At 66.8% G+C, this 22,840-nt stretch carries 21 protein-coding genes and 1 pseudogene; 10 read left to right on the forward strand and 12 right to left on the reverse strand.

The features are described 5' to 3' along the window. Window positions 1–28 precede the first annotated feature (28 nt). From rfbA to rfbD, 3 genes are read left to right on the forward strand one after another with little or no spacing between them, the layout of a single operon-like run. Window positions 29–916, forward strand: a complete 888-nt coding sequence (rfbA, locus tag AC07WC_RS00915; RefSeq protein WP_495208392.1) for a glucose-1-phosphate thymidylyltransferase RfbA — start codon at window positions 29–31, stop codon at window positions 914–916. Next, window positions 913–1,470 (forward strand): dTDP-4-dehydrorhamnose 3,5-epimerase, encoded by a 558-nt coding sequence (rfbC, locus tag AC07WC_RS00920; protein ID WP_495208393.1) that lies wholly within the window; start codon window positions 913–915, stop codon window positions 1,468–1,470. Before rfbA ends, rfbC begins: the two co-directional genes overlap by 4 nt. Continuing rightward, complete coding sequence (rfbD, locus tag AC07WC_RS00925; protein WP_495208394.1) at window positions 1,467–2,366, forward strand: dTDP-4-dehydrorhamnose reductase; 900 nt, start codon at window positions 1,467–1,469, stop codon at window positions 2,364–2,366. Before rfbC ends, rfbD begins: the two co-directional genes overlap by 4 nt. A 45-nt stretch (window positions 2,367–2,411) precedes the next feature. Here rfbD and AC07WC_RS00930 read toward each other — a convergent pair whose 3' ends face one another. Together AC07WC_RS00930 and AC07WC_RS00935 are read right to left on the reverse strand one after the other, a co-directional pair. Continuing rightward, window positions 2,412–3,815: a mannose-1-phosphate guanylyltransferase/mannose-6-phosphate isomerase gene (locus AC07WC_RS00930; protein WP_495208395.1), complete on the reverse strand. Its 1,404-nt coding sequence runs from the start codon at window positions 3,813–3,815 to the stop codon at window positions 2,412–2,414. An 11-nt stretch (window positions 3,816–3,826) separates the two neighbouring features. Next, window positions 3,827–5,176 (reverse strand): phosphohexomutase domain-containing protein, encoded by a 1,350-nt coding sequence (locus AC07WC_RS00935; RefSeq protein WP_495208396.1) that lies wholly within the window; start codon window positions 5,174–5,176, stop codon window positions 3,827–3,829. Between the two features lie 159 nt (window positions 5,177–5,335). Between AC07WC_RS00935 and AC07WC_RS00940 the strand changes: the two genes are divergently transcribed. Both AC07WC_RS00940 and AC07WC_RS00945 read left to right on the forward strand, forming a co-directional pair. Continuing rightward, window positions 5,336–6,070: a CoA transferase subunit A gene (locus tag AC07WC_RS00940; protein ID WP_495208397.1), complete on the forward strand. Its 735-nt coding sequence runs from the start codon at window positions 5,336–5,338 to the stop codon at window positions 6,068–6,070. Window position 6,071: 1 nt separating this feature from the next. After that, a complete protein-coding gene (locus AC07WC_RS00945; RefSeq protein ID WP_495208398.1) occupies window positions 6,072–6,704 on the forward strand; it encodes a CoA transferase subunit B in 633 nt (210 codons plus the stop codon). A 48-nt stretch (window positions 6,705–6,752) separates the two neighbouring features. On the opposite strand, the gene AC07WC_RS00950 is transcribed toward AC07WC_RS00945, so the two are convergent. Then, window positions 6,753–8,708, reverse strand: a complete 1,956-nt coding sequence (locus AC07WC_RS00950) for a glycoside hydrolase family 99-like domain-containing protein (RefSeq protein ID WP_495208754.1) — start codon at window positions 8,706–8,708, stop codon at window positions 6,753–6,755. A 165-nt stretch (window positions 8,709–8,873) separates the two neighbouring features. On the opposite strand from AC07WC_RS00950, the gene AC07WC_RS00955 reads away from it, so the two are divergent. Beyond that, on the forward strand, window positions 8,874–9,464 hold the full coding sequence (locus AC07WC_RS00955) for an alpha-ketoglutarate-dependent dioxygenase AlkB family protein (RefSeq protein ID WP_495208399.1): 591 nt from the start codon (window positions 8,874–8,876) through the stop codon (window positions 9,462–9,464). Here AC07WC_RS00955 and AC07WC_RS00960 read toward each other — a convergent pair. The 4 genes from AC07WC_RS00960 to AC07WC_RS00975 are packed head-to-tail and all read right to left on the reverse strand — an operon-like array spanning window position 9,442 to window position 13,013. Further along, on the reverse strand, window positions 9,442–10,101 hold the full coding sequence (locus AC07WC_RS00960; protein ID WP_495208400.1) for an ABC-type transport auxiliary lipoprotein family protein: 660 nt from the start codon (window positions 10,099–10,101) through the stop codon (window positions 9,442–9,444). The two genes, AC07WC_RS00955 and AC07WC_RS00960, sit on opposite strands and share 23 nt — an antisense overlap. Then, a complete protein-coding gene (locus AC07WC_RS00965) occupies window positions 10,098–11,024 on the reverse strand; it encodes an MlaD family protein (RefSeq protein ID WP_121042588.1) in 927 nt (308 codons plus the stop codon). The genes AC07WC_RS00960 and AC07WC_RS00965 overlap by 4 nt, the downstream gene beginning before the upstream one ends. 3 nt (window positions 11,025–11,027) lie before the next feature. Further along, complete coding sequence (locus AC07WC_RS00970; protein ID WP_495208401.1) at window positions 11,028–11,858, reverse strand: ABC transporter ATP-binding protein; 831 nt, start codon at window positions 11,856–11,858, stop codon at window positions 11,028–11,030. 3 nt (window positions 11,859–11,861) lie between these two features. Continuing rightward, window positions 11,862–13,013 carry an ABC transporter permease gene (locus AC07WC_RS00975; protein ID WP_495208402.1) on the reverse strand — a complete coding sequence of 384 codons (1,152 nt, stop codon included), beginning with the start codon at window positions 13,011–13,013 and terminating at the stop codon, window positions 11,862–11,864. 121 nt (window positions 13,014–13,134) lie between these two features. Here AC07WC_RS00975 and AC07WC_RS00980 point away from each other — a divergent pair, with 121 nt between their 5' ends. Further along, window positions 13,135–14,394 (forward strand): threonine/serine exporter family protein, encoded by a 1,260-nt coding sequence (locus tag AC07WC_RS00980; protein ID WP_019182566.1) that lies wholly within the window; start codon window positions 13,135–13,137, stop codon window positions 14,392–14,394. A gap of 106 nt (window positions 14,395–14,500) precedes the next feature. On the opposite strand, the pseudogene AC07WC_RS00985 reads toward AC07WC_RS00980, so the two are convergent. The 3 genes and pseudogenes from AC07WC_RS00985 to AC07WC_RS00995 form a co-directional block, all read right to left on the reverse strand. Beyond that, window positions 14,501–14,875, reverse strand: a pseudogene (locus AC07WC_RS00985) (H-NS histone family protein); the annotation flags it as partial. A gap of 152 nt (window positions 14,876–15,027) precedes the next feature. Then, a complete protein-coding gene (locus AC07WC_RS00990) occupies window positions 15,028–16,719 on the reverse strand; it encodes a proline--tRNA ligase (RefSeq protein ID WP_495208403.1) in 1,692 nt (563 codons plus the stop codon). Between the two features lie 98 nt (window positions 16,720–16,817). Beyond that, window positions 16,818–17,192: a DUF4124 domain-containing protein gene (locus AC07WC_RS00995; RefSeq protein WP_495208404.1), complete on the reverse strand. Its 375-nt coding sequence runs from the start codon at window positions 17,190–17,192 to the stop codon at window positions 16,818–16,820. 123 nt (window positions 17,193–17,315) lie between these two features. Here AC07WC_RS00995 and pssA point away from each other — a divergent pair, with 123 nt between their 5' ends. From pssA to rimI, 3 genes are read left to right on the forward strand one after another with little or no spacing between them, the layout of a single operon-like run. After that, window positions 17,316–18,095, forward strand: a complete 780-nt coding sequence (gene pssA, locus AC07WC_RS01000; protein ID WP_495208405.1) for a CDP-diacylglycerol--serine O-phosphatidyltransferase — start codon at window positions 17,316–17,318, stop codon at window positions 18,093–18,095. Further along, complete coding sequence (locus AC07WC_RS01005) at window positions 18,092–18,574, forward strand: hypothetical protein (RefSeq protein ID WP_495208406.1); 483 nt, start codon at window positions 18,092–18,094, stop codon at window positions 18,572–18,574. The genes pssA and AC07WC_RS01005 overlap by 4 nt, the downstream gene beginning before the upstream one ends. Further along, window positions 18,571–19,068 carry a ribosomal protein S18-alanine N-acetyltransferase gene (gene rimI / locus AC07WC_RS01010; RefSeq protein WP_495208407.1) on the forward strand — a complete coding sequence of 166 codons (498 nt, stop codon included), beginning with the start codon at window positions 18,571–18,573 and terminating at the stop codon, window positions 19,066–19,068. The genes AC07WC_RS01005 and rimI overlap by 4 nt, the downstream gene beginning before the upstream one ends. Window positions 19,069–19,078: 10 nt before the next feature. Here rimI and AC07WC_RS01015 read toward each other — a convergent pair whose 3' ends face one another. Together AC07WC_RS01015 and AC07WC_RS01020 are read right to left on the reverse strand one after the other, a co-directional pair. Further along, window positions 19,079–19,903 (reverse strand): EamA family transporter, encoded by an 825-nt coding sequence (locus AC07WC_RS01015; protein WP_495208755.1) that lies wholly within the window; start codon window positions 19,901–19,903, stop codon window positions 19,079–19,081. 149 nt (window positions 19,904–20,052) lie between these two features. Next, complete coding sequence (locus AC07WC_RS01020) at window positions 20,053–22,821, reverse strand: valine--tRNA ligase (RefSeq protein ID WP_495208408.1); 2,769 nt, start codon at window positions 22,819–22,821, stop codon at window positions 20,053–20,055. Between the last annotated feature and the right edge of the window lie 19 nt (window positions 22,822–22,840).

Here is a 22,840-nt window from a genome sequence, read left to right on the forward strand (position 1 = left end):
CGGTGACCACCAGACAGAGGACAACCGCATGACTCAACGCAAGGGCATCATCCTCGCGGGTGGTTCGGGCACGCGCCTGTATCCGATCACCAAGGGCGTCAGCAAGCAGCTGCTGCCGGTATACGACAAGCCGATGATCTATTACCCGCTCAGCGTGTTGATGCTGGCCGGGATCCGCGACGTACTGATCATCAATACGCCGCACGAACAGGCGCTGTTCCAGAGCCTGCTGGGCGATGGCTCGCAGTGGGGCATGAACATCGAGTACGCCGCGCAGCCGAGTCCGGATGGACTGGCCCAGGCCTACCTGATCGGCAAGGACTTCATCGGCGGCAAGCCGAGCTGCCTGGTGCTGGGCGACAACATCTTCCATGGGCACGGTCTGCGTGAAATCCTGCGCAACGCCGACCAGCGCGCCACCGGCGCCACCGTCTTCGGTTACTGGGTCAATGATCCGGAGCGCTACGGCGTGGCCGAGTTCGACAAGGCCGGCAAGGTCATCGACCTGGTCGAGAAGCCGGAGAAGCCGCGCTCCAACTACGCCGTCACCGGCCTGTACTTCTACGACGGCAACGCCAGCGATTACGCGGCCGAGTTGAAGCCGTCGCCGCGTGGCGAACTGGAGATCACCGATCTCAACCAGCGGTACCTGCGCGAGGGCAACCTGCATCTGGAAGCGCTGGGCCGGGGCTATGCGTGGCTGGACACCGGTACGCACCAGTCACTGCTGGAAGCCTCCAACTTCATCGAGACCATCCAGACCCGCCAGGGCCTGCAGGTCTGCTGCCCGGAAGAAATCGCTTTTGGCCAGGGCTGGATCAGCGCCGAACAGCTGGAAGCGTTGGCGGCGCCGTTGATCAAGAACGGCTACGGCCAATACCTGCATTCGCTGGCATTGCGGGGCGTGGTGCCGTGAAGCTGATCGAGACCGCGCTCTCTGGCTGCAAGGTGATCGAGCCGGCCGTGTTTGGCGACGATCGCGGTTTCTTTTTCGAAACCTGGAATGCGGATCGTTTTGCCGAGCATGGCCTGCCGGGTGCATTCGTGCAGAGCAATGTGTCCGCCTCGGCCAAGGGCGTGCTGAGGGGCCTGCATTACCAGTGGCCGCGGCCGCAGGGCAAGCTGGTCACGGTGCTGGAAGGCGAGGTCTACGACGTCGCCGTCGATATCCGTCGCGGTTCGCCGACCTTCGGACGCTGGGAAGCGGTCGTGCTGAGCGCGGAGAACAAGCGGCAGTTCTGGATCCCGGAGGGCTTCGCGCATGGCTTCGCGGTGCTGTCCGAACGTGCACTGTTCAGCTACCTGTGCACGGACGTCTACGTTAAGGAGAGCGACGCAGGCATTCGCTGGAACGACGCCGACATCGCCGTGGACTGGCCGGTCAGTGCCCCGACGCTCTCGGCCAAGGATCAGGCCGCGCCGTTCCTGAAGGACATCCCCGAGGACCGTCTGCCGGTCTACCGGCCGTGACGATCCTGCTGCTGGGGGCCAATGGCCAGCTCGGCCAGGAACTGCAGCGTGCGCTGGCCCCATCGAGCAGGATCGTGGCGACCACGCGCAGCGGTGCGCTGCCCGACGGCCGCAGGTGCGAGGTGGCCGATTTCGATCAGCCGGCATCCCTGGCTGCACTGCTGGATCGCGTGCAGCCGACCATGGTGGTCAACGCGGCCGCGTACACCGCGGTCGACCGTGCCGAGGACGACCGCGAAGCGGCGTTCCGTGCCAATGCAGAGGCGCCGGGCGAGCTGGCACGCGGGTGCGCGCGGGCCGGCGTGCCGCTGGTGCACTACTCCACCGACTATGTGTTCGACGGGCAGGGCACGCGCCCTTATCGCGAGGATGATGGGACGGCACCGCTGGGCGTCTATGGCGCCAGCAAGCTCGCCGGTGAAGATGCCATCCGTGCCGCCGGTGGACGTCACCTGATCTTCCGCACGGCCTGGGTGTACGCCTCGCACAGCACCAACTTCCTGCGCACCATGCTGCGGGTCGGCGCGGAGCGCGACGTGCTGCGCGTGGTGGCCGACCAGGTTGGGACACCGACGCCGGCCGCATTGATTGCCGATGTGACCGCGCAGGTGCTGCGGCATGGCGGAGAGGTGTCGGGCACCTGGCACCTGACCGCCAAGGGTGAAACCAGCTGGCACGGCTTTGCCGAGGCGATCTTCGCCGAAGCCGTGGCGGCAGGCGTACTGCCGCGCGCACCGCGGGTCGAGGCGATCACCACCGCCGAGTACCCGACGCCGGCCAGCCGCCCCGCCTATTCGCACCTGGACGTGTCGAAGCTGGAGCGGGACTTCGGTGTCGTGCTGCCACGCTGGCAGGACGGCCTGGCGCAGGTCATCGCGGAGTATCGATCCGCATGAAAAAACCCGGCCTTGGCCGGGTTTTTTCTTGGATCATCCGCGTGCTCAGGTACGACCGTACGTATCCTCGAACCGCACGATGTCGTCCTCGCCCAGATAACTGCCGGACTGCACTTCGATCAGTTCCAGCGGCAGCTTGCCCGGGTTCTTGAGGCGGTGGGTTACGCCCAGCGGGATGTAGGTGCTCTGGTTTTCGGTGAGCAGCAGCACGTCCTGGCCACGGGTGACTTCGGCCGTGCCACTGACCACGATCCAGTGCTCGGCGCGGTGGTGGTGCATCTGCAGGCTCAGCGTCGCGCCCGGCTTGACCGTGATGCGCTTGACCTGGAAACGGGCACCGCTGTCGATCGAATCAAAGGCGCCCCACGGGCGGTATACCTTGCGGTGCCAGGTCGCTTCGGGACGGCCCTCGGCCTTGATCCGCGCCACCACCTGCTTGATCTCCTGCATGCGGTCGCTCTTGCCCACCATCACCGCATCGTCGGTCTCGACCACGATCACGTCGTCCAGGCCGATCAGCGCGATCAGGCGCTCGCCGTAGGCGAAGGTGTTGCGGCAATCGATCGCGATCACGTCGCCGTGGTGCGCATTGCCCTCTCCATCCTGTTCGGACACGTCACGCAGCGCCGTCCACGAACCCACGTCGTTCCAGCCGGCATCCAGCGGCACGACCACGGCATCGGCGGTCTTTTCCATCACCGCATAATCGATCGAGTCCGACGGGACCGCGGCAAAGGCTTCTTTGTCCAGGCGGGTGAAATCGCTGTCGCGGCGGGCCTGCTGCCAGGCGGTGCGGCTGCCGGCGAGCATGGCCGGATGGAACTTCTCCAGCTCGGCCAGGAAGCGCGATGCCTTGAACAGGAACATGCCACTGTTCCAGAAATACTCACCGGACTGGACGTAGGCGCTCGCGGTCTCCACATCCGGTTTTTCCACGAACCGATCCACGGTGCGCACGTCGCCGCCCGAGGCCGCCTTGATGTAGCCGTAGCCGGTTTCCGGGCCGGTCGGCACGATGCCGAAGGTCACCAGCTTGCCCGATTCGGCCGCCGGCACCGCACGCAGCACGGCGGCACGGAACGCGGTCTCGTCGGCGATCACATGATCCGACGGCAGCACCAGCAGCAGCGCATCGTCGCCATCGCGAGTCGCTTCCAGCGCGGCCACCGCGATCGCCGGCGCGGTACTGCGGCCCACCGGCTCCAGCAGGATCGCCTGCGGCTGCACGCCGAGCTGCTGCAGCTGCTCGGCAGCCACGAACCGGTGTTCTTCGTTGGCGACGATCAGCGGTGCCCGACCAGCAATAGGCGCCACCCGTTGCCAGGTGGCCTGCAGCATGGTCTGGTCGCCGGCAAGCGCCAGGAACTGCTTGGGGTAGGACTCGCGGGACAACGGCCACAGGCGGGTGCCGGAGCCGCCGGACAGGATGACGGGGAGAAGGTCTGGCATGGGCAGTCGCCTCAGGCGTCCTTGATCAACCGGGAAAGTTCATCGGTGCGTGCGCGCAGCAGTGCTGCGTCGCCGCGGGTTTCAACATTCAGGCGCAGCAGCGGCTCGGTGTTGGAGCTGCGCAGGTTGAAGCGCCAGTCGCCGAAATCGGCGCTGATGCCATCGGTGTGGTCCAGCGCAGGTGCCTGCGCGGCAAAGTGCTCCATCACGCGGGCGACGGAACGCTTGGCGTCGGCGACCTTGAAGTTGATCTCACCGCTGCACGGGAACTTCTGCATGCGCGCTTCGACCAGATCGGCCAGCGAACGACCGGACTCGGACACCAGTGCGGCGATCAGCAGCCACGGGATCATCCCGGAATCGGCGTAGGCGAACTCGCGGAAATAGTGATGTGCGCTCATCTCGCCGCCATAGACGGCATTTTCCGAACGCATCTTTTCCTTGATGAAGGCATGGCCGCTCTTGCACAGCACCGGCTGGCCACCGGCTTCCTCGACCATTTCCACCGTGTTCCAGGTCAGGCGCGGATCGTGCACGATCTTGCCGCCCGGCTGGCGCGCCAGGATCGCCTGGGCGAGCAGGCCGACCAGGTAGTAGCCTTCGATGAAGCGGCCGTTGTGGTCGAAGAAGAAGCAGCGGTCGAAATCGCCATCCCAGGCAATGCCGAAGTCCGCGCCGTGCTCGCGCACGGCCTGCGCGGTGAGCTCGCGGTTCTCCGGCAGCAGCGGATTGGGGATGCCGTTCGGGAAGCTGCCATCGGGCTCATGGCAGATGCGGATGAAGTCCAGCGGCAGATGCGGGGCGAGCAGGTCGACGATCGTGCCCGCCCCGCCGTTGCCGGCATTGACCACCAGCTTCAGCGGCTTCAGCGCCTTGGGCTCGATGTAGCTCAGCAGATGCGCGATGTAGGCGCTCTTGTCCGGCTGCGATTGCAGGCCGGCGCGCGGCTCGGCAGCGGGTGCCTGGTCGGCTTCGACCGCATCGGAGATCGCGAACAGGCCGGTATCGGAGCTGATCGGACGCGCCTGCTCCTTGACCAGCTTCATGCCGTTGTAATCCATCGGGTTATGGCTGGCAGTGACCATGACGCCACCGGCCGCCTGCAGGTGATCCACCTGGAAATAGACTTCCTCGGTCCCGCACAGGCCGATGTCGAGCACCTCACGGCCGGCGCCGCGCAGGCCGGCGGCCAGTGCATCCTGCAGCGCTCCGCTGGTCAGGCGGACATCGTGGCCCACCACCACCGCGCCGGGCGACAGCTGCGCGGCCAGTGCCACGCCGATACGGCGGGCCAGATCTTCGTTCAGTTCATCCGGAACCCGGCCGCGGATGTCGTACGCCTTGAATGCGGGGAGCGTCATCTATTCAGTCCTTCTGACAGTCAGCGCAGTAGTTTAGCTGCTGCCATGTATGGGAATCGTTTTCACCGGGCGCATCCGGTCGGTGCCGGGCCCCAGGGCGGGGAATGCCCCCGGGCAATGGCTACAATGCCGGCTTACATCAACGAGGTGAGGGCGTAGATGAGCAAGTCCCCAGACAACGCCGGGCGACGTGGCAAGCAGTACGCCAGTGCGGCCGAGGCGCTGCAAGGTGCCATCGCCGATGGCCAGACCCTGGCGGTCGGCGGGTTCGGCCTGTGCGGCATTCCCGAGGCCCTGATCGCGGCACTGCGCGATACCGGTGCCAAGGGCCTGACCGTGATCTCCAACAACGCTGGTGTCGATGGCTTCGGCCTCGGGCAGCTGCTGGAAACCCGGCAGATCCGGAAAATGATCTCGTCCTACGTGGGCGAGAACAAGGAGTTCGAGCGCCAGTACTTGGCCGGTGAGCTGGAACTGGAGTTCAACCCGCAGGGCACCCTGGCCGAGCGCCTGCGTGCCGGTGGCGCGGGCATCCCGGCCTTCTTCACCGCCACCGGCTACGGCACGGTGGTGGCCGAAGGCAAGGAAACCCGCGAGTTCGACGGCAAACACTACGTGATGGAGACCGCGTTGCGCGCCGACATCGCGCTGGTCAAGGCGTGGAAGGCCGACGCAGCCGGCAACCTGGTGTTCCACAAGACCGCCCGCAACTTCAACCCGGCCTGCGCCATGGCCGGCAAACTGTGCATCGTGGAAGTGGAAGAGGTGGTGCCGGTGGGCAGCATCGACCCGGATCAGGTGCATCTGCCGGGCATCTACGTGCACCGCATCGTGCACAACGCACACCCTGAAAAGCGTATCGAACAGCGTACCGTCCGCCAGGAGGCGAACTGAAATGGCCTGGACCCGCGATGAAATGGCACAGCACGCCGCACGCGAACTGACCGACGGCGCCTACGTGAACCTGGGCATCGGCCTGCCGACCCTGGTCGCCAACCACATCCCCGACGGCGTGGACGTGTGGCTGCAGTCCGAAAACGGCCTGCTCGGCATCGGCCCGTTCCCGACCGAAGACGAGGTCGACGCCGACCTGATCAACGCCGGCAAGCAGACGGTGACCGCACGTGCGGGTGCCAGCTACTTCGGCAGTCACGACAGCTTCGCGATGATCCGCGGCGGCCACATCAACCTGGCCATCCTCGGTGCGATGCAGGTCACCGACAAGGGCGACCTGGCGAACTGGATGGTGCCCGGCAAGATGGTCAAGGGCATGGGGGGGGCGATGGATCTGGTCGCCGGCGTGCAGCGTGTGGTGGTGCTGATGGAGCACATCGCCAAGAATGGCGAGCACAAGATTCTGTCCGAGTGCAATCTGCCGCTGACCGGTGTTGGTGTGGTCGATCGCATCATCACCGACCTGGCCGTATTCGACGTCACTGACAAGGGCCTCGTGCTGGTCGAGGCGGCCCCGGGCGTGGGTATCGATGAGCTGAAGGAAAAGACCGGCGTGGCGTTCCACGGCGGGTAACTCGGTGGACGATCCAGGCAAACCGCCAGGATCGTCCTGTCCGGCCGACTAGCTCTGCTGGGCCAGGCAGGTGAAGCCCGCATCGGCGACCACCTCGGGAAGCATGACCTCCAAGACCTGGGCGAACATGGCAGGTGAGCCTGTCGGAACTGCTTGCAACTCGCTTGGCAGCAGATGTGCGTCCAGGATCGGCCGCAAGGCCTGCAGCTTGATCCAGTAATGCAGTGGCGCACGGGTACGCGCCCGGCTGGGAGGCGTGCCCGTGATCCCAATGCGTGCGCGGACGCGCGACCATTCAGTGGCCTCCGCGTGCAATTGCCCGGCCTCGCTCGTGCCGATCCACAACATGCCGAGAGACGTATCGCTGGCGAGCGCCGCCAAAGCGCTCTCGGTCGCAGACCCGGACAATGCGGTCAACGTACTCTGGAGTGCGCCGTCCTGCGTCGATGGTTCCCTGTCCAACTGCAGTCGGAGCACCGAGGCCTGTTGCTGCCCAGGCAGGCGATCCACGATCTGCAGGAACGACACTAGAGGTGCCGCGTCGGACACCACCAGTTCGACTCTCCCCGTTGGCTGCTTTCCGGTGAGGAGAGGCGCCAGGGCCGGGCTTGCTGCCCGCGTAGTGACGACGAAGATCCGTCGGATGCTCAGGCTCTCGCCCAACTGCTCCAATGCGCTTGAAAGCCGAGCTGGATTGATCGTCTCAATTACGGCATAGGCCTCGGTTGCCACAGGCGCTTGCGGCTCTCTCAATGCGCGCCGTGTTGCATCGAGATATGCATGCCCCAGCCGCGCATCGGGCTCCAGCACCGCGCCCTCGGCCCACTCATTCCATGCGTTGATGAACACCATCCGCCGGTCGGCCGGCACCGCGGCCAGGCGCGTGTGCAAGGTGGCCGACAACCAATCGCCGTAGCCGCGCGGCGAGGCATGCAGGTAGACGCGGCCCTTTCCGGAGCGGCGCGCTTCGTTATCCCAGCCAGGATTGACCCCCGGATAAAGTGTGTAGGGCGGTAGCGGGCGCGCGGCCATTTCTGTGGCCAGCTCACGCCAGTCGCGCACGTCGCCCTCGAAATCCGGGTTGATCAGGTACTGGTTGGCCGTGAGCGAGCGAGGGTTGCTCATGTTCGGCGGGAACTCGACAGCCGCGTCGAAGCCGATGTCACGCGGATCCGGGCGTTCGAAGCCCTGGACATACGCCAGGTGAATCTCGCCGATGCCGTTGTTCAGGCACCACTGCCGCCAGCGCTGGGCGGTGGCGCGCGCATCGGGCAACAGGTGTGGACGATAGACCAGCAGCATGGGCTTACCGTCAACCTTCAATGCACGGCGGTCACGCAGGTAGGCGGCGACGTGGGCGATGAAGGCTAGGTCATCTTCGGCGCTGTGCTGCTGTCCGATCAGGATATCCTCGTCGCGCCCGTCCCAGCGCCGTGCCCAGTTCTCGTTTGCCCAGCACAAGCAGAATGGCAGGTCGATGCTGTCATCGGTCAGCCACTGGTGCAGCGGGTCCTCCATCAATGTGGTGCCGCTGAACCAGTAGTAGTAGAAGCAGAACGCGCCGATGCCGTACTCGCTGGCCAGCTGCGCCTGGTCGCGCATGATCTGCGGATTGCGCAGATCATAGAACCCCAGGTCAGCGGGCAGGCGCGGCTGGATGTGGCCCTCGAATTGGGGCAGGGCGCGGGTGACGTTGCGCCATTCGGTGAACCCCTTGCCCCACCACGCATCGTTCTCGGCGAACGGATGGAACTGCGGCAGGTAGAACGCCACCAGCGTCGCGGGCAGCTGCGCGGGCAAGGTATCCACCCGATGCGGTACGTAGCCGATCGCAGCCTCATCGGCGCGCTGCAGCGGGCGCTGGGCAGCCGCGGCCGTGGCATCGATGTGGCCGCGGGGCGGTGGCGGGACCCAGTCGCCGTGATCGCGCAGGAAGCGCGCGCGAAGCCGATCACGCTGGTCATCGGACAGCGGCAACGCCCGAAATCCGGTGCGGAGTGCCATGAAGAGCGCTTGGCGCAGCTTGGTCTTGGTCGTGCTCACGCGCGACGGACCTCGATCCAGGGAAAAACGACAGCAAGCATGCGGGCTCCAGCGGCACAACGGGTTGGCCGCCATTCTCGGGGTTTGCCTGCGCACGGGCAAATCCGCACGTGCTAGCGTTCACCCATGGATCTCCACCTTCCCGACGCCCAGGTGTACTGGCATCGCCACTGGCTACCCCGTGACGCCGCCGACACCCTCCAGCACACGCTCCGCGACGGCGTCCCGTGGGAAGTGCACAAGATCCGCATCTTCGGCCGCCAGGTCGATTCCCCGCGGATGAGCTGCTGGATGGGCGACCCGGCCGCGCGCTACCGCTATTCCGGCACCGCGTTCGTGCCCGAGCCCTGGCATCCGGCGCTGCTGCCGCTGCGCGATCAGCTGGCAACCTTCTGCGGCGCGCCGTTCAACAGCGTGCTGCTCAATCGCTATCGCGATGGTGATGACGGGATGGGCTGGCACAGTGACAACGAGCCCGAACTGGGACCGGCGCCCGTGATCGCGTCATTGAGCCTGGGTGCGGGGCGGCGGTTCCTGCTGCGGCGCCGGGACGACCATGCCAAAAAAGCCAAGGTGCTGCTGGACCATGGCGATCTGCTGGTGATGGGCGGGCAGACCCAGCGCCATTACCAGCATTCCCTGCCCAAAAGCGCGCGACCACTGGCCGAGCGCCTCAATCTGACCTTCCGCTGGATTACCGCACCCGGGTCGGCGTGACCGCAGCGCGGGCGTGATCCTGCTCGCCGGTCACCAGCGTCCAGCCCACCACGTTCGTGGTCAGCGTCTGCAGGCCCTTTTCCAGCGCGGCGGTGACCTGGGCGACGTCGGTGCTGCCCACCGGGTTTTCCTGGCGGAACGTACGATCAGCGACGACGCGCTGGTCGACCACGTGGATCAGTTTCGCGTTGACTTCGATCAGCGCGGTCGGCGTGGCCTGGCCGCGGTAGTCGGCTTCGAAGCGACGCACGTCCATGGCCAGCTTGTAGTCGGCGCGGATGCCGGTGGTGACCCGGGCCACGCCGTTGATGCGGCCGGAATCCTCGAAGCCGCGCACCAGCGCGTCGTCGAGCATGTCGGTGGCCGGCTGGGCCCAGCTCACGCCCTTGTAGACCTCCAGTTCGGAGGGGGTCGGGCGTACGTTGATGCGCGGGCTGTCGACCACGCGCGCGGCGCTGGGCTTGACCAGCACCAGCTGCCAATCCACGGTCGGCCAGCTCGGGTCGGCCTGGATGCGGACCACGGGCGAATAGATGGTCACCGCGCTGCGCTCGTTGCTGCCCAGCAGCGAGCAGCCACCAAGCGCGGCGATCAGGGCGACCGGCAGCAGGGGCCGGAAGAAGGTCGGGCGGCTCATTTGGGTTCGAACTCCTTGGGTGCGTCACGGCCGAGCAGGTAGCGTGCCGGGTTGTTGTCCAGGCGGTCGCTGACCCGGCGCAGGTCGCGGATCAGGCCGCGCAGCTCGGTCAGGGTCGGGCCGAGCTGGGCCAGGCCATCGTTGGCGAAGCTGTTGATCGCGGCGCGGTTCTCGCCAAGGATCGAGTCGGCATTGCCGGCGGCCGAGTCCAGCTTGCTCAGCGTGGTCTCCAGCTTGTCCAGGATCGGCGGCAGCTGCTGCACGAGGTTCTTGTCCAGCCGCTGGATCGTGCCGTTGGTGCTCTTCAGGGTGACATCCAGGCTGCGGGCGGCGTCGCGCGCGCTGAGCAGCAGCGCCTGGGTGCCCTGGTCGCGATCGGCCAGGCCGCCGCTGATGGTTTCCAGGTTGGCCAGGGTTGCGTTGATGCTGGCCACGTTGCGGTCGCTGAGCACCTGGTCCATGCGTTCGACGATCCGGTTGGCCACGTCGGTGATGTTCTGCAGTGCCGACGGCGTGGTCGGGATGATCGGGGCCGGGTCCTTGTTGACCGCGGTCAGGGCGGCGGACTGCGGCGTGCCGCCACTGAGCTGGATGATCGACGGGCCGGTCAGGCTGGTGATCGCCAGCTTGGCACGGGTATCGGTCTTGACCGGCGTATTGGAGTTCAGGCGGATCCGCGCGACCACCTGGCGCGGATCGTCCGGGACCAGGTTCAACTCGGTGATCGAACCGACCGCGATGCCGTTGTACTGCACCGGGCTGCCCACCGACAGGCCGGTGACGGCCTCGCGGAACACCACGCGGTATTCCGTCCAGGTCCGGTCGGAGGAGTACTTGGCGGCCCACAGGCCGAAGGCCAGCAGCGCCAGGCCCACTACCAGGGTGAAGGCGCCGATCAGGACGTAATTGGCTTTGGTTTCCATGGCTTACTCGCTCTCGTGCTTTGCATCGCGCGCAGCACGCGCGCGCGGTCCGTGGAAATACTCCTGGATCCACGGGTGGTCCAGTTGTTCGATCTCGTGCAGCGGGGCGTTGGCGATGACCTTCTTGTCGGCCAGCACCGCCACCCGGTCACAGATCGCATACAGGGTGTCCAGATCGTGTGTGATCAGGAAGACAGTCAGGCCCAGCGCTTCCTGCAGGGTCTTGATCAGCCGGTCGAACGCGGCCGCGCCGATCGGGTCCAGCCCGGCGGTGGGCTCATCCAGGAACAGCAGCGGCGGGTCCAGCGCCAGCGCCCGGGCCAGGCCGGCGCGTTTGCGCATGCCACCGGACAGCTGCGAGGGCAGCTTGTTGATCGCATCGGCGGGCAGGCCGGCCAGTTTCACCTTGAGCAGGGCCAGCTCGTAATGCCAGCGCTCGGGCAGTTCGCCGTGGTGTTCCTTCAGCGGCACCTGCACGTTCTCGCCGACCGTCAGCGAGGAGAACAGGGCGCCATCCTGGAACAGCACGCCTGTGTTGCGCTCGATATGCAGGCGATTGGCCGGGTCACTGGAGCGGGCGTCGACGCCGAGTACCTCGATCTGGCCGTCATCGGGTGCGCGCAGGCCGAGGATGCTGCGCATCAACACCGACTTGCCGGTGCCCGAGCCGCCGACCACGCCGAGGATCTCGCCGCGACGCACATCCAGGTCCAGCCCGTCATGCACGACCTGTGCGCCGAAACGGTTGGTCAGCCCGCGCACGCGGATCAGCAGCTCACCGTCGCCGGTGGCGGCTTCGTCGCGGTCAGGGGCCGGGGCGGTGTCGGTGCTCATCGGTTACCAGCCCATCTTCATGAACCACAGCGCGGCGAACGCGTCGAGGATGATCACCAGCGAAATCGCCTGCACCACGCTGGAGGTGGTGCGCTCGCCAACCGACTGCGCGGTGCCTTCGACCTTCAGCCCTTCCAGGCAGCCGATCAGGCCGATCACCAGGGCGAACACCGGGGCCTTGGACAGGCCGACCAGCATGTTGCGCACTTCCATGGTGTCGTGCATCCGTGCGATGTACATCTGCGGCGGGATATCCAGATCGAACGCACCTACGGTGATGCCACCGGCGAGACCCGCGACCATCGCGATGAAGGTCAGCAGCGGCAGCGTGATCAGCAGGGCGATCAGGCGCGGCAGCACCAGCAGGTCGACCGGGTCCAGGCCGAGCGTTTTCATCGCGTCGATTTCTTCGCGCGCCTTCATCGCACCGATCTGCGCGGTGAACGCACTGGCGGTGCGGCCGGCCAGCACGATCGCGGTCAACAGCACCGCGAACTCGCGCAGGAAGGCGATGCTGACCAGTTCGACCACGTAGATCTCCGCACCGAAGTCGCGCAGGATCGTCGAGCCGAGGAAGGCGATCACCGCGCCGACCAGATACGACAGCAGCGCCACCAGCGGCACCGCGTCCAGGCCGACCTGCTCCATCTGGGCGACGGTGGCGGTAAGCCGGAAACGGCGCGGTTCCTTGACCAGGCGCGCACCCTTGACCAGGTTCTCGCCGAGGAAACTGGCCAGCGCCACGATGTTGTGGCCCATGCCATGCACGCTGACACCGAGCCGCTCCAGCGCGGCCAGTACGCCGAAGTCGCGCTTGGCCTTGGGCCGGTCGTCGGCGACTTCCTCGATGGTGGAGACCAGTGCGCGATGTTCCTCGCGGAACGTCACTGCCTCCTCGCCCAGATCGGCCCGGTGGGCGACTCGCAGCAGTTGCAGCACGCCGGCCGAGTCGAGCAGGGTGATCCCGCTGGCGTCCAGTCCGGTCACTTTCTCCGGAAGGCCGCGCAGCACTTCGGCCGCGTCCAGCGCGGTGCGCAATGTCCAATGGCCAGACAACCGGATCAGGCCGGGGTCCTGGGCATCCTGCTCGAGATGGGGGGCTTGGTCTGAGGTCATGTAGGCGTCCTGCGCGCAGCATAACCTGTCCGGGTGCATGGCTCGCGTATGCGCCGGAGCAGGCTGAACGCGTCGGTCCGTACCGCCCGCGCCTGCACGCCGGCGCACGCTGACACCGGGATTCTTCAGGCCGGGGCGTGTTCGGGTAATACTACGGCGCATGTCTGCCGACGCCCCCACCATCGTTGCACCACCGGCCACCTACGCACAGCGCGTGGCCTTCGTTTCGGAAATGGCCGGGCGCCTGCACAGCTATGGCACCACCGCGCAGCGACTGGAAGCGGCCGTGGTCGCGCTGGCGCAGCGGCTGGACCTGGATTGCGAGCCGTGGTCGAACCCGACCGGGCTGATCCTGAGTTTCAGCGACCCGACCAAGGCGATCGGTTCGTCGGACATCACCCGCGTGATCCGGCTGGCACCGGGCGAGAACGACCTGCATAAACTCAGCATCGCCGACCAGATCACCGATGCGGTGGCCAATGGCACCATGAGCATCGCGCAGGGGCATACCGCCCTGCGCCAGCTGGACAAGGATCCCGGCCGCTGGGGCAAGGTCCGCACGATTCTCTCCTACAGCCTCGGCGCAGCGGGCGTGGCCGGCCTGTGGAAACTGCCGTGGCTGGATATCGCCACCGCCGGCGTGATCGGCCTGTTGATCGGCGTCATGGGCATGTATACCGACCGTCGCCCGGCCACGCGCGAAGCCAACGAAGCCCTGGCGGCGCTGCTGGCCGGTTCGGTGGCGACGCTGGTGGCCTCCTTCATCGGGGCGCTCAACCTCAACACGGTGATCATCGCCTCGCTGGTGGTGCTGCTGCCCGGGATGTCGCTGACCAACGCGGTCAATGAGCTGGCCAGCCAGCACTGGGTCTCGGGCACGGCGCGGTTTGCCGGCGCAGTGACCACGATCCTGAAACTGACGGTGGGCGCGGTGATCGCGGTGACCCTGTCCGGCATCGTCGGGCTTGAACCCCTGGTCCGTGCGTCGCGACCGCAGGCCGATTGGGTCGAATGGGGGGCGCTGCTGCTGGCCGCGTTCGCGTTCGCGATGCTGTTCAAGGCCAACCGTCGTGACTTCCCATGGGTGATGGCCGCGGCGGTAGCCGGTTATGCGATTTCCAAGTTCGCGGGCCAGGCCTGGGGCATACCGGCGGGCATTTTCATGTCGGCGATGTTGTTGACCGCCGCCGGCAATCTGTTCGGTCGCCTGGCGCAGCGCCCGGGCGCGATCATCCGCCTGCCCGGCATCATCATGCTGGTGCCCGGCAGCACCAGCCTGCGCGGCGTGCTGACGCTGGTCCAGCAGCAGGACATGAGCGCCGGCCAGACCGTGCTGATGACCGTGCTCAACGTGGTGATGGCCCTGGTGGCCGGCCTGTTGTTCGGCAACCTGCTGATCCCGGCACGCAAGAATCTCTGAGCGTCCGTCCACCGCGCGCCCGCCCCGGCGCGCGGCCGACCCTGCGGACATGAAAACGCCGGCGCGAGGCCGGCGTTTTCATGTGCGGCAGTGACTGACCGGCTTACTTCTTGATCAGGAACTCTTCGACCTTCTTGCCCTTGGCGGTATGCGCGGCCAGCCAACGCGGCTGCTTGCCACGGCCGGTCCAGGTTTCCTTCGGGTTGGCCGGGTTGCGGTACTTCGGGGCGACCTTGCCAAGCTTGCGCACGGCCTTGGCCGGGGCCTTGGTGGCCTTGCTCGCAGCGCGGCCACGCGCGGCCGGGGCAGCGCCGCCGAACAGTTCTTCCACCGAATAGCCCTGGGCCTTGGCCAGCTTGGTCAGCTGTGCGCGGACCTTGGTGATCGCCGGGCGCTTGGCCACGATGGTCTGCTGCTTCTTGGCGTTCTTGATCAGCGCGCCCAGCTCTTTGGCGGACAGGCCGCTCAGGTCAATGCTCATCTACTACTCCGCAATATATTAAGGACAGGGTGAGCCGGTCCTTGGCATCGGAAACAGCATACATTCTCTTTTGCGAAATACACAAACAAACCGGAGATATTGAAACCGGGTGCGCCATTGAAAAGGCCGGGTTACTCACCCGGCCTTTGTCATTACTTCGTCAATTTAGCCAGCAGTGCGTCCCTGTCGAGGACCTCCGCTTCGGCCGCGCTGCGGGCGCGGTACTCGAACGTGCCGGCGGCGACGCCGCGTTCGGATACCACGATCCGGTGCGGCACGCCGATCAGTTCCATATCGGCGAACATCGCGCCCGGGCGCAGGCCGCGGTCGTCCAGCGCCACGTCCAGGCCGGCGGCCTGCAGCTGCGCCAACAGGTCGGCGGCGGTGGACGAGACGGTCTCGTCCTGCTTGGGGTTGATCATGCACACCACGACCTGCCACGGCGCCATCGCGTCGGGCCAGATAATGCCGGCGTCGTCATGATTCTGCTCGATCGCCGCGGCGACGATGCGCGAAATGCCGATGCCGTAGCAGCCCATCGCCAATACCGCGGCCTTGCCGTTCTCGTCGAGCACGGTCGCATTCAATGCCTGCGCGTACTGACGGCCAAGCTGGAACACGTGGCCCACTTCGATGCCGCGTGCGATCTTCAGTTCGCCGCCATCGGCGGCGCGGTCGCCGGCCTTGGCGTTGCGGATGTCGGCCACTTCCGGCTCGGGCAGGTCGCGGCCCCAGTTGACGCCGGCGATGTGGAAACCAGCTTCGTTGGCGCCGACCACGAAATCGGCGAGCGCGGCGACTTCGCGGTCGGCCACGATGCGGACCGGCCGGGCCGGATTGAGCGGGCCGAGGAAGCCGGGCTGGCTGCCCAGGTGCGTGGCGATCTCCGCCTCGCTGGCCATGCGATAGCCCTGCAGGCCCTCGACCTTGCCCAGTTTGATTTCATTGACGTCGTGATCGCCGCGCACCAGCGCCAGCACGAAGCCGCCCTCGCTCATGATCGCGATCGACTTGACCGTGCGCTCCAGGCCAAGGCCGAGCAGGGCGGCCACGGCCTCGCAGGTTTTCTGCGTGGGTGTGTCGACCTTGCGCAGTGCTTCGCTGGCGGCCGCGCGTTCGCCCGGGGCCGCGGCGATGGCCGCTTCCATGTTGGCGGCGTAATCCGATCCGGTGGAAAACACCAGCGCGTCTTCGCCGGAGTCGGCGATCACGTGGAATTCCTGCGAGGCGTCGCCACCGATCGCGCCGGAATCCGCCTGCACCATGCGGAAGTCCAGGCCGAGGCGGGTGAAGATGCGGGCATACGCCGACTTCATGTTTTCGTACTCGCGCACCAGGCACTCATCGTGCAGGTGGAAGGAATACGCATCCTTCATCAGGAATTCGCGCGCGCGCATCACGCCGAAACGCGGGCGGATTTCATCGCGGAACTTGGTCTGGATCTGGAAGAAATTGACCGGCAGCTGCTTGTAGCTGGACAGTTCCTGGCGCGCGAAATCGGCGGCAGCCTCTTCGGCGGTCGGGCTGTAGCAGAACACCTGCTCCTTGCGATCCTTGATCTTCAGCAGCTGCGGGCCGAACTTTTCCCAGCGGCCGGTGGCTTCCCACAGTTCCTTGGGCTGGATCGTCGGAATCTGGAATTCCACTGCGCCGGCACGTTCCATTTCCTCACGCACGATGCGCTCGACCTTGCGCAGCACGCGCAGGCCCAGCGGCGACCAGGTATACAGCCCCGAGGCCAGCTTGCGGATCATGCCCGCGCGCAGCATCAAGCGGTGGCTGGTCAGCTCCGCGTCGCTGGGGGTTTCCTTGGTGGTGTGCAGGTGGAACTGGGAGAGGCGCATCGTCGGCTTCGCTGAACGGCAGAAGCCGATATTCTGCCAGTCCGGCCGCCGCGATGGGTGCTGCCGGTGGTTTTGGGCCCTCGGCCGCGGCCGGCGGCTCAGGCCTTGGGTGTGCAGTAGGCCTGGATGGCGGCCTCGGCCAAGCCCTTCTGGGCGCTGCGCTGTTCGTCGGTCAGGGCGGTATCGGCCTTGCCATCGCCGTCGGTGTCCTGCATGACCTTGCCCGGCCCATCGAGCAGGGCAAGATTGCCGCGGGCGGTGGTGCAGGCGGTGTTCTCGGCCGGCGCGGCAGCGGCCGCACGGGGTGCCGGGTCCCGGCTCTCGAGCTGGCGGGCTTCGTACTTCTGGCCGGCCGGCGGCTTCTCCGAGTACTGGGTCACGCCGTTGGCGTCTTTCCACTTGTAGACAGTGCCGGCGCTGGCCGTGGCGCTGGCGAGCAGCAACAGGGCGCTCAGACGGGACAGGGCACGCATGGCAACTCCGGACTCGGGACAGAGCGGCGATTGCAGCACCCCGGGCCGGTGCTGGCAAGCCGATCCCGCCGGCCCGGCACCCGGCACTGCCCCAAAGGGCACCGCAGCCACTAAACTGGCCGCATGGATCAAATGAAACCCCCGCCGCGCTCGCGCAGCATTTATCTGCTGCCCAACCTGTTCACCACCGCAGGCCTGTTCGCCGGCTTCTACGCGATCATCGCCGCGGCCAACGGCGACTTCGTCAATGCCGCCATCGCCGTGTTCGTCGCGGCCGTCATGGACGGCCTGGACGGCCGCGTGGCCCGGCTGACCGGGACCAGCAGCGAATTCGGCGTGCAGTACGACTCGCTGGCCGACCTGGTCAGCTTCGGCATGGCCCCGGCCCTGGTGATGTACCACTGGTCGCTGTCCTGGCTGAAGTTCGACGACCCGGTGCTCGGTCGCGTCGGCTGGGCGGTCGCCTTCCTGTATGCCGCCTGCGCTGCGCTGCGCCTGGCCCGCTTCAATACCCAGGTCACCGTGGTCGACAAGCGCTGGTTCATCGGCCTGGCCAGCCCGGCCGCCGCCGGCCTGATGATGTCCTTCGTCTGGGCCTTCGCCGATGGCAACCTGGGCTGGGACGGCAACCAGCTGCGCTATGTCGCGCTCGGCGTGACCCTGATCGCGGCCCTGCTGATGGTCAGCCGGATCCGCTTCTGGAGCTTCAAGGGCAGTGGCGAGAAGGGGCCGCGCGCGGATCGCGTGCCGTTCCTGGCGCTGGCCCTGGTCCCGATCGCCATTGCGATCATGGTCATCGATCTGCCGCGCGTGCTGTTCGCAGTCGGCGTGGTGTACGCCCTGTCCGGCCCGGGGTACTGGCTGTGGCAGCGCACCCGCAAGACGGTCGAGCCGAGCGCGTGAGCGGGCAGGCGCTGCCGCCATTGTGGTCGCCGGCGCAGCAGTCCTGGCTGCAGGCCATGGGCTACACGGTGTTCGTCGACGGCAGTGTCGCGCCCGAGGCCGTGGCGGTGCCGGAGATCGAGTTGCACGCGGCCCCGCTGGCCGAGCCGTCGGCGCCGGTGCGCCCAGCGCGGCCGGCGCCATCGGCGGAGGCGCCCACCCCGGTACGGCGCGGTGCTCCGCGCACGGTGGAAGAAGACAGTCCCGTCGCCCCGCCGGACGTGACACCGGCGCGCACGGGAGGTGGCCGGCGCGCCGCGGTGCGGATGCCTGATCGGCTGCAGATCGCCCTGCTGCGCGCTTCCGGCTGCAACCCGGCCGAGCCGGACACCCAGGCCTTGATGGCCAGCTGGAATCTGGACGAACTGCGCGGCAGTGCCGCCGCCAAGCGCGCGTTGTGGCCGCAGCTGCGTGCCCTGCGCAGGAAGAACCGCCCGTGAGTGCGGTGAGCTCGCCACGACCGTTCTCGCTGCGCGCGCTGCGCGAAAGCGACCTCAATGCGGTGATGGCGATCGAGGTGCGTGGTTATCCGTACCCATGGACCCGCGGCATCTTCCAGGATTGCCTGCGTGCCGGTTATCCCGGCCTGGCGATGGAAGAGGACGGCCTGCTGATGGGCTACGGCCTGCTCAGCATCGCCGCCGATGAAGCCCATATCCTCAACATCTGCGTGGACCCGCTGTGCCAGTCGCGCGGCCATGGGCGCCATCTGCTGCGCGCGCTGGTGAAGCTGGCGCGTGACCACGGTGCGCACCGCGTGTTCCTGGAAGTACGGCCGTCCAATACCCCGGCGGTGGCGCTTTACCACAGCGAGGGTTTCAACGAGATCGGTCGCCGGCCGCGCTACTACCCCGCCCGCGAGGGACGCGAGGATGCGCTGGTGATGGCCATCGAACTGGTCGACGACGATATCCAGGTGATGCCGCCGCTTTGACAGCGTGGCTCTACGCCATCCGCAGCACCACCGCGCCGAGCACGATCAAGCCGGCGGCGATCCAGCGCTGGCGGGTCACGCGCTCGCGCAGCAGCCAGGCCGAGATCAGGATCCCGAACAGGATCGAGGTTTCGCGCAGTGCGGAGATCATCGCGATCGGCGCGACCGTCATGGCCCACAGCGCCAGCCCGTACGAGACCAGCGTGCCGATGCCACCGATGATGCCGTAGCCCCAGTTGCGGCGCGCATAGTCACGCAGCGCGCCGGCCCGGGTACACAGCGCCCACAGCGGCAACGGCAGGCCGGCGAGCAGGAACAGCCACAGCGTGTAGCTCACCGCGGCGCCCGAGTGGCGTGCGCCCCAGCCATCGATCAGCGTGTAGGTGGCGATGACACCGGCATTGAGCAGCGGCAGCCAGAGGTGTTGGCGCGAGGTGCCGCGGGTCATGCACAGGATGCCCACGCAGATCAGCGCGATCCCGCTCCAGGCGATCCAGGCCAGGCGCTCGCCGAGCAACAGCGTGCTGATCAGCGCGACCAGGAGCGGCGCGCAACCCCGCATCAGCGGGTAGGACGCGCTCATGTCGGCCAGCTGGTAGGTGCGTGCGACGAGTACGTAGTATCCGACCTGGAGGAGGGTCGAAGCCGCCAGCCACGGCCAGCTCTGGGCGGCGGGGGCGGGCACGAATGGCAGGCCGATCGCGGCGATCACCGCGGCCGAGCCGGTGACCAGGATCGTGGTCAGCAGCGTGTCGGTGCCGCGTTTGACGATCGCGTTCCAGCCGGCATGCAGCAGGGCGGCGAACAGCACGATGCAGAAGATGGACAGCGACATCGTGTCGGCGGTCATTCATTCCATGGGCGAAGCCGCATGATGCCGCAGATGGGCGGCTTTCGCGCCCGGGTAACCGCGCGGGCAGGCCCTTTATGCGTCATCGGCCCACGGTAGAGCCCCCATGGGGTGGCTCTACCGTGATCCGGCGCTTACAGCTTCGCGCGCTGCGAACGCAGGCCATCCAGCTGCGCGGTCCATTCAACCAGGCGCACGCGCTCCTGCTCGACCACCGCCGCCGGCACCTTGTCGGTGAACTTGGCCAGCTTGGTCTCGCTCTTTTCCTTCTCCGATTCCACCCGGGCGATTTCCTTGTCCAGGCGCGCGCGTTCGGCACCCAGATCGACCAGGCCCTCCAGCGGCACCAGCAGGGTGAGATCGCCCACGATCGCGGCGGCGGCCGGCGGCGTGTCGCTGCCGTTGGCCAGCCACTCGATGCGCTCCAGCTTGAGCAGGAACGAGAGAGAGGAAGTGAAGCGGGTCATGCGTGCACGATCGTCGTCGTTGCCGCCCTGCAGCAGCAGCGGCACCAGCTTGGACGGCGGCACGTTCAACTCGCTGCGCACGCGGCGCAGCGCATTGACCATCGACTTCAGCCATTCCACGTCGGCCTCGGCGCGGGCGAAATCACCGGCGAACTCCTCGGCGGTCGGATACGGCCGCAGCGAGATGGTGTCGTCGGTGATGCCCAGGCGTGGGGCGACCTGGCGCCACAGCTGCTCGGTGACGAACGGCGTCAACGGGTGCAGCAGGCGCAGCAGTGCCTCAAGCACGTACAGCAGGGTGTGACGGGTGCTGTTGGCATCGTCGGCGTCGGCACCGTTGAGGGCCGGCTTGGTCAGCTCCAGGAACCAGTCGCAGAACTCGTTCCACGCGAACTCGTACAGGCTCTGCGCCAGCAGGTCGAAGCGGTAGTTGGCGTAATGCGTCTGCGCTTCGGCCGAGACCGCCGCCAGGCGCGCGAGAATCCAGCGCTCGGCATCGGTCCGCGGCTGCGGTACGCCGGTGAAGCTGCCACCCTCGGTGTTCATCAGGGTGAAGCGGCTGGCGTTCCACAGCTTGTTGCAGAAGTTCTTGTAGCCCTCGGCGCGGTTCATGTCGAACTTGATGTCGCGGCCGTGGGTGGCCAGCGCGGCGATGGTGAAGCGCAGCGCATCGGCGCCGTGGGCGATGATGCCCTCGGGGAATTCGCGGCGGGTCGCCTTCTCGATCTTCGGCGCATCCTTGGGCTTCATCAGGCCGGTGGTGCGCTTGGCGACCAGGTCCTCCAGCGAGATGCCGTCGATGATGTCCAGCGGGTCGAGCACGTTGCCCTTGGACTTGGACATCTTCTGGCCCTGCGAATCGCGGATCAGGCCGGTCATGTAGATGTCCTTGAACGGAATCTTCCCGGTGAAGCTGTCGGTGGCCATGATCATGCGGGCCACCCAGAAGAAGATGATGTCGAACCCGGTGACCAGCACCGCCGACGGCAGGTAGCGCTCGAAACCGCGCGCTTGCATGGCCTGCTCGTTCGGCCAGCCCAGCGTGGAGAACGGCCACAGCTGCGAGGAGAACCAGGTCTCCAGCACGTCGCTGTCCTGGTGCAGGGCGAGGTCGGCGGCGAGGTTGTTCTTCGCGCGCGCTTCGGCTTCGTCGCGGCCGACATAGCAGTTGCCCGCCTCGTCGAACCACGCCGGAATGCGGTGCCCCCACCACAGCTGGCGGCTGATGCACCAATCCTGGATGTTCTCCATCCAGTGGCGGTAGGTGTTGATCCAGTTGGCCGGGACGAACTGGATGCTGCCGTTCTCGACCAGCTCCAGGCCACGCTTGGCCAGCACATCCATCTTCACGAACCACTGGTCGGTCAAGTACGGCTCGATCACCTGTTGGGTACGGTCGCCGCGCGGCACCTGCAGCTTGTGTGCCTTGGTCTCGACCAGGATGCCCAGGTCTTCCAGCTCGGCCAGGATCACCTTGCGTGCTTCGTAGCGGTCCAGCCCGCGGTATTTCTCCGGGGCGTTGTCGTTGATCGCCGCCGCCGGAGTGAACAGGTTGATCATCGGCAGGTTGTGGCGCAGGCCGACCTGGTAATCGTTGAAATCGTGCGCGGGCGTGACCTTGACCACGCCGGTACCGAACTCGCGGTCGACGTAATCGTCGGCGATCACCGGAATCTCGCGGTCGGTCAGCGGCAGCTTGACCATTTTCCCGATCAGGTGCGCGTAGCGCTCATCGTCCGGGTGCACCATCACCGCGGTGTCGCCCAGCATGGTTTCCGGGCGGGTGGTGGCCACGGTCAGGGTGCCGCTGCCATCGGCCAGCGGGTAGCTGATCGACCACAGGAAGCCGTCTTCCTCCACGCTCTCCACTTCCAGATCGGAGATGGCGGTCTTGAGCACCGGATCCCAGTTGACCAGGCGCTGGCCGCGGTAGATCAGGCCCCGCTCGTGCCAGCGCACGAAGGCCTCGATCACCGCTTCGGACGGCTGCGGGTCCATGGTGAAGGTGCTGCGCGACCAGTCGCTGGAGGTGCCCAGGCGGCGCATCTGGCGCTCGATGGTGTCACCGGATTGCGCCTTCCACTCCCACACCTTTCCGATGAAGCCGTCGCGGCCCAGCGAATCGCGGGTCTCGCCCTGGCCGGCCAGGGCGAGGTTGCGCGACACCACCATCTCGGTGGCGATGCCGGCGTGGTCGGTACCCACCTGCCACAACGTGTCGTAGCCGCGCATGCGGTGGTAGCGCACCAGCGCATCCATCAGGGTCTGCTGGAAGGCATGGCCCATGTGCAGCGTGCCGGTCACGTTCGGCGGCGGCAGCAGGATGGTGTACGGCTCGCCCTTGCCGGACGGCTTGAAGTGGCCGGCCTTCTCCCACGCGTCGTACAACGCGGTTTCAAAGGTTTTCGGGTCGTAGCTGGAGGCGAGTTGGGTCATGCGGGAACCAAGGATCGAA

Source organism: Stenotrophomonas sp. GW821-FHT01H02A (genome assembly GCF_059422145.1).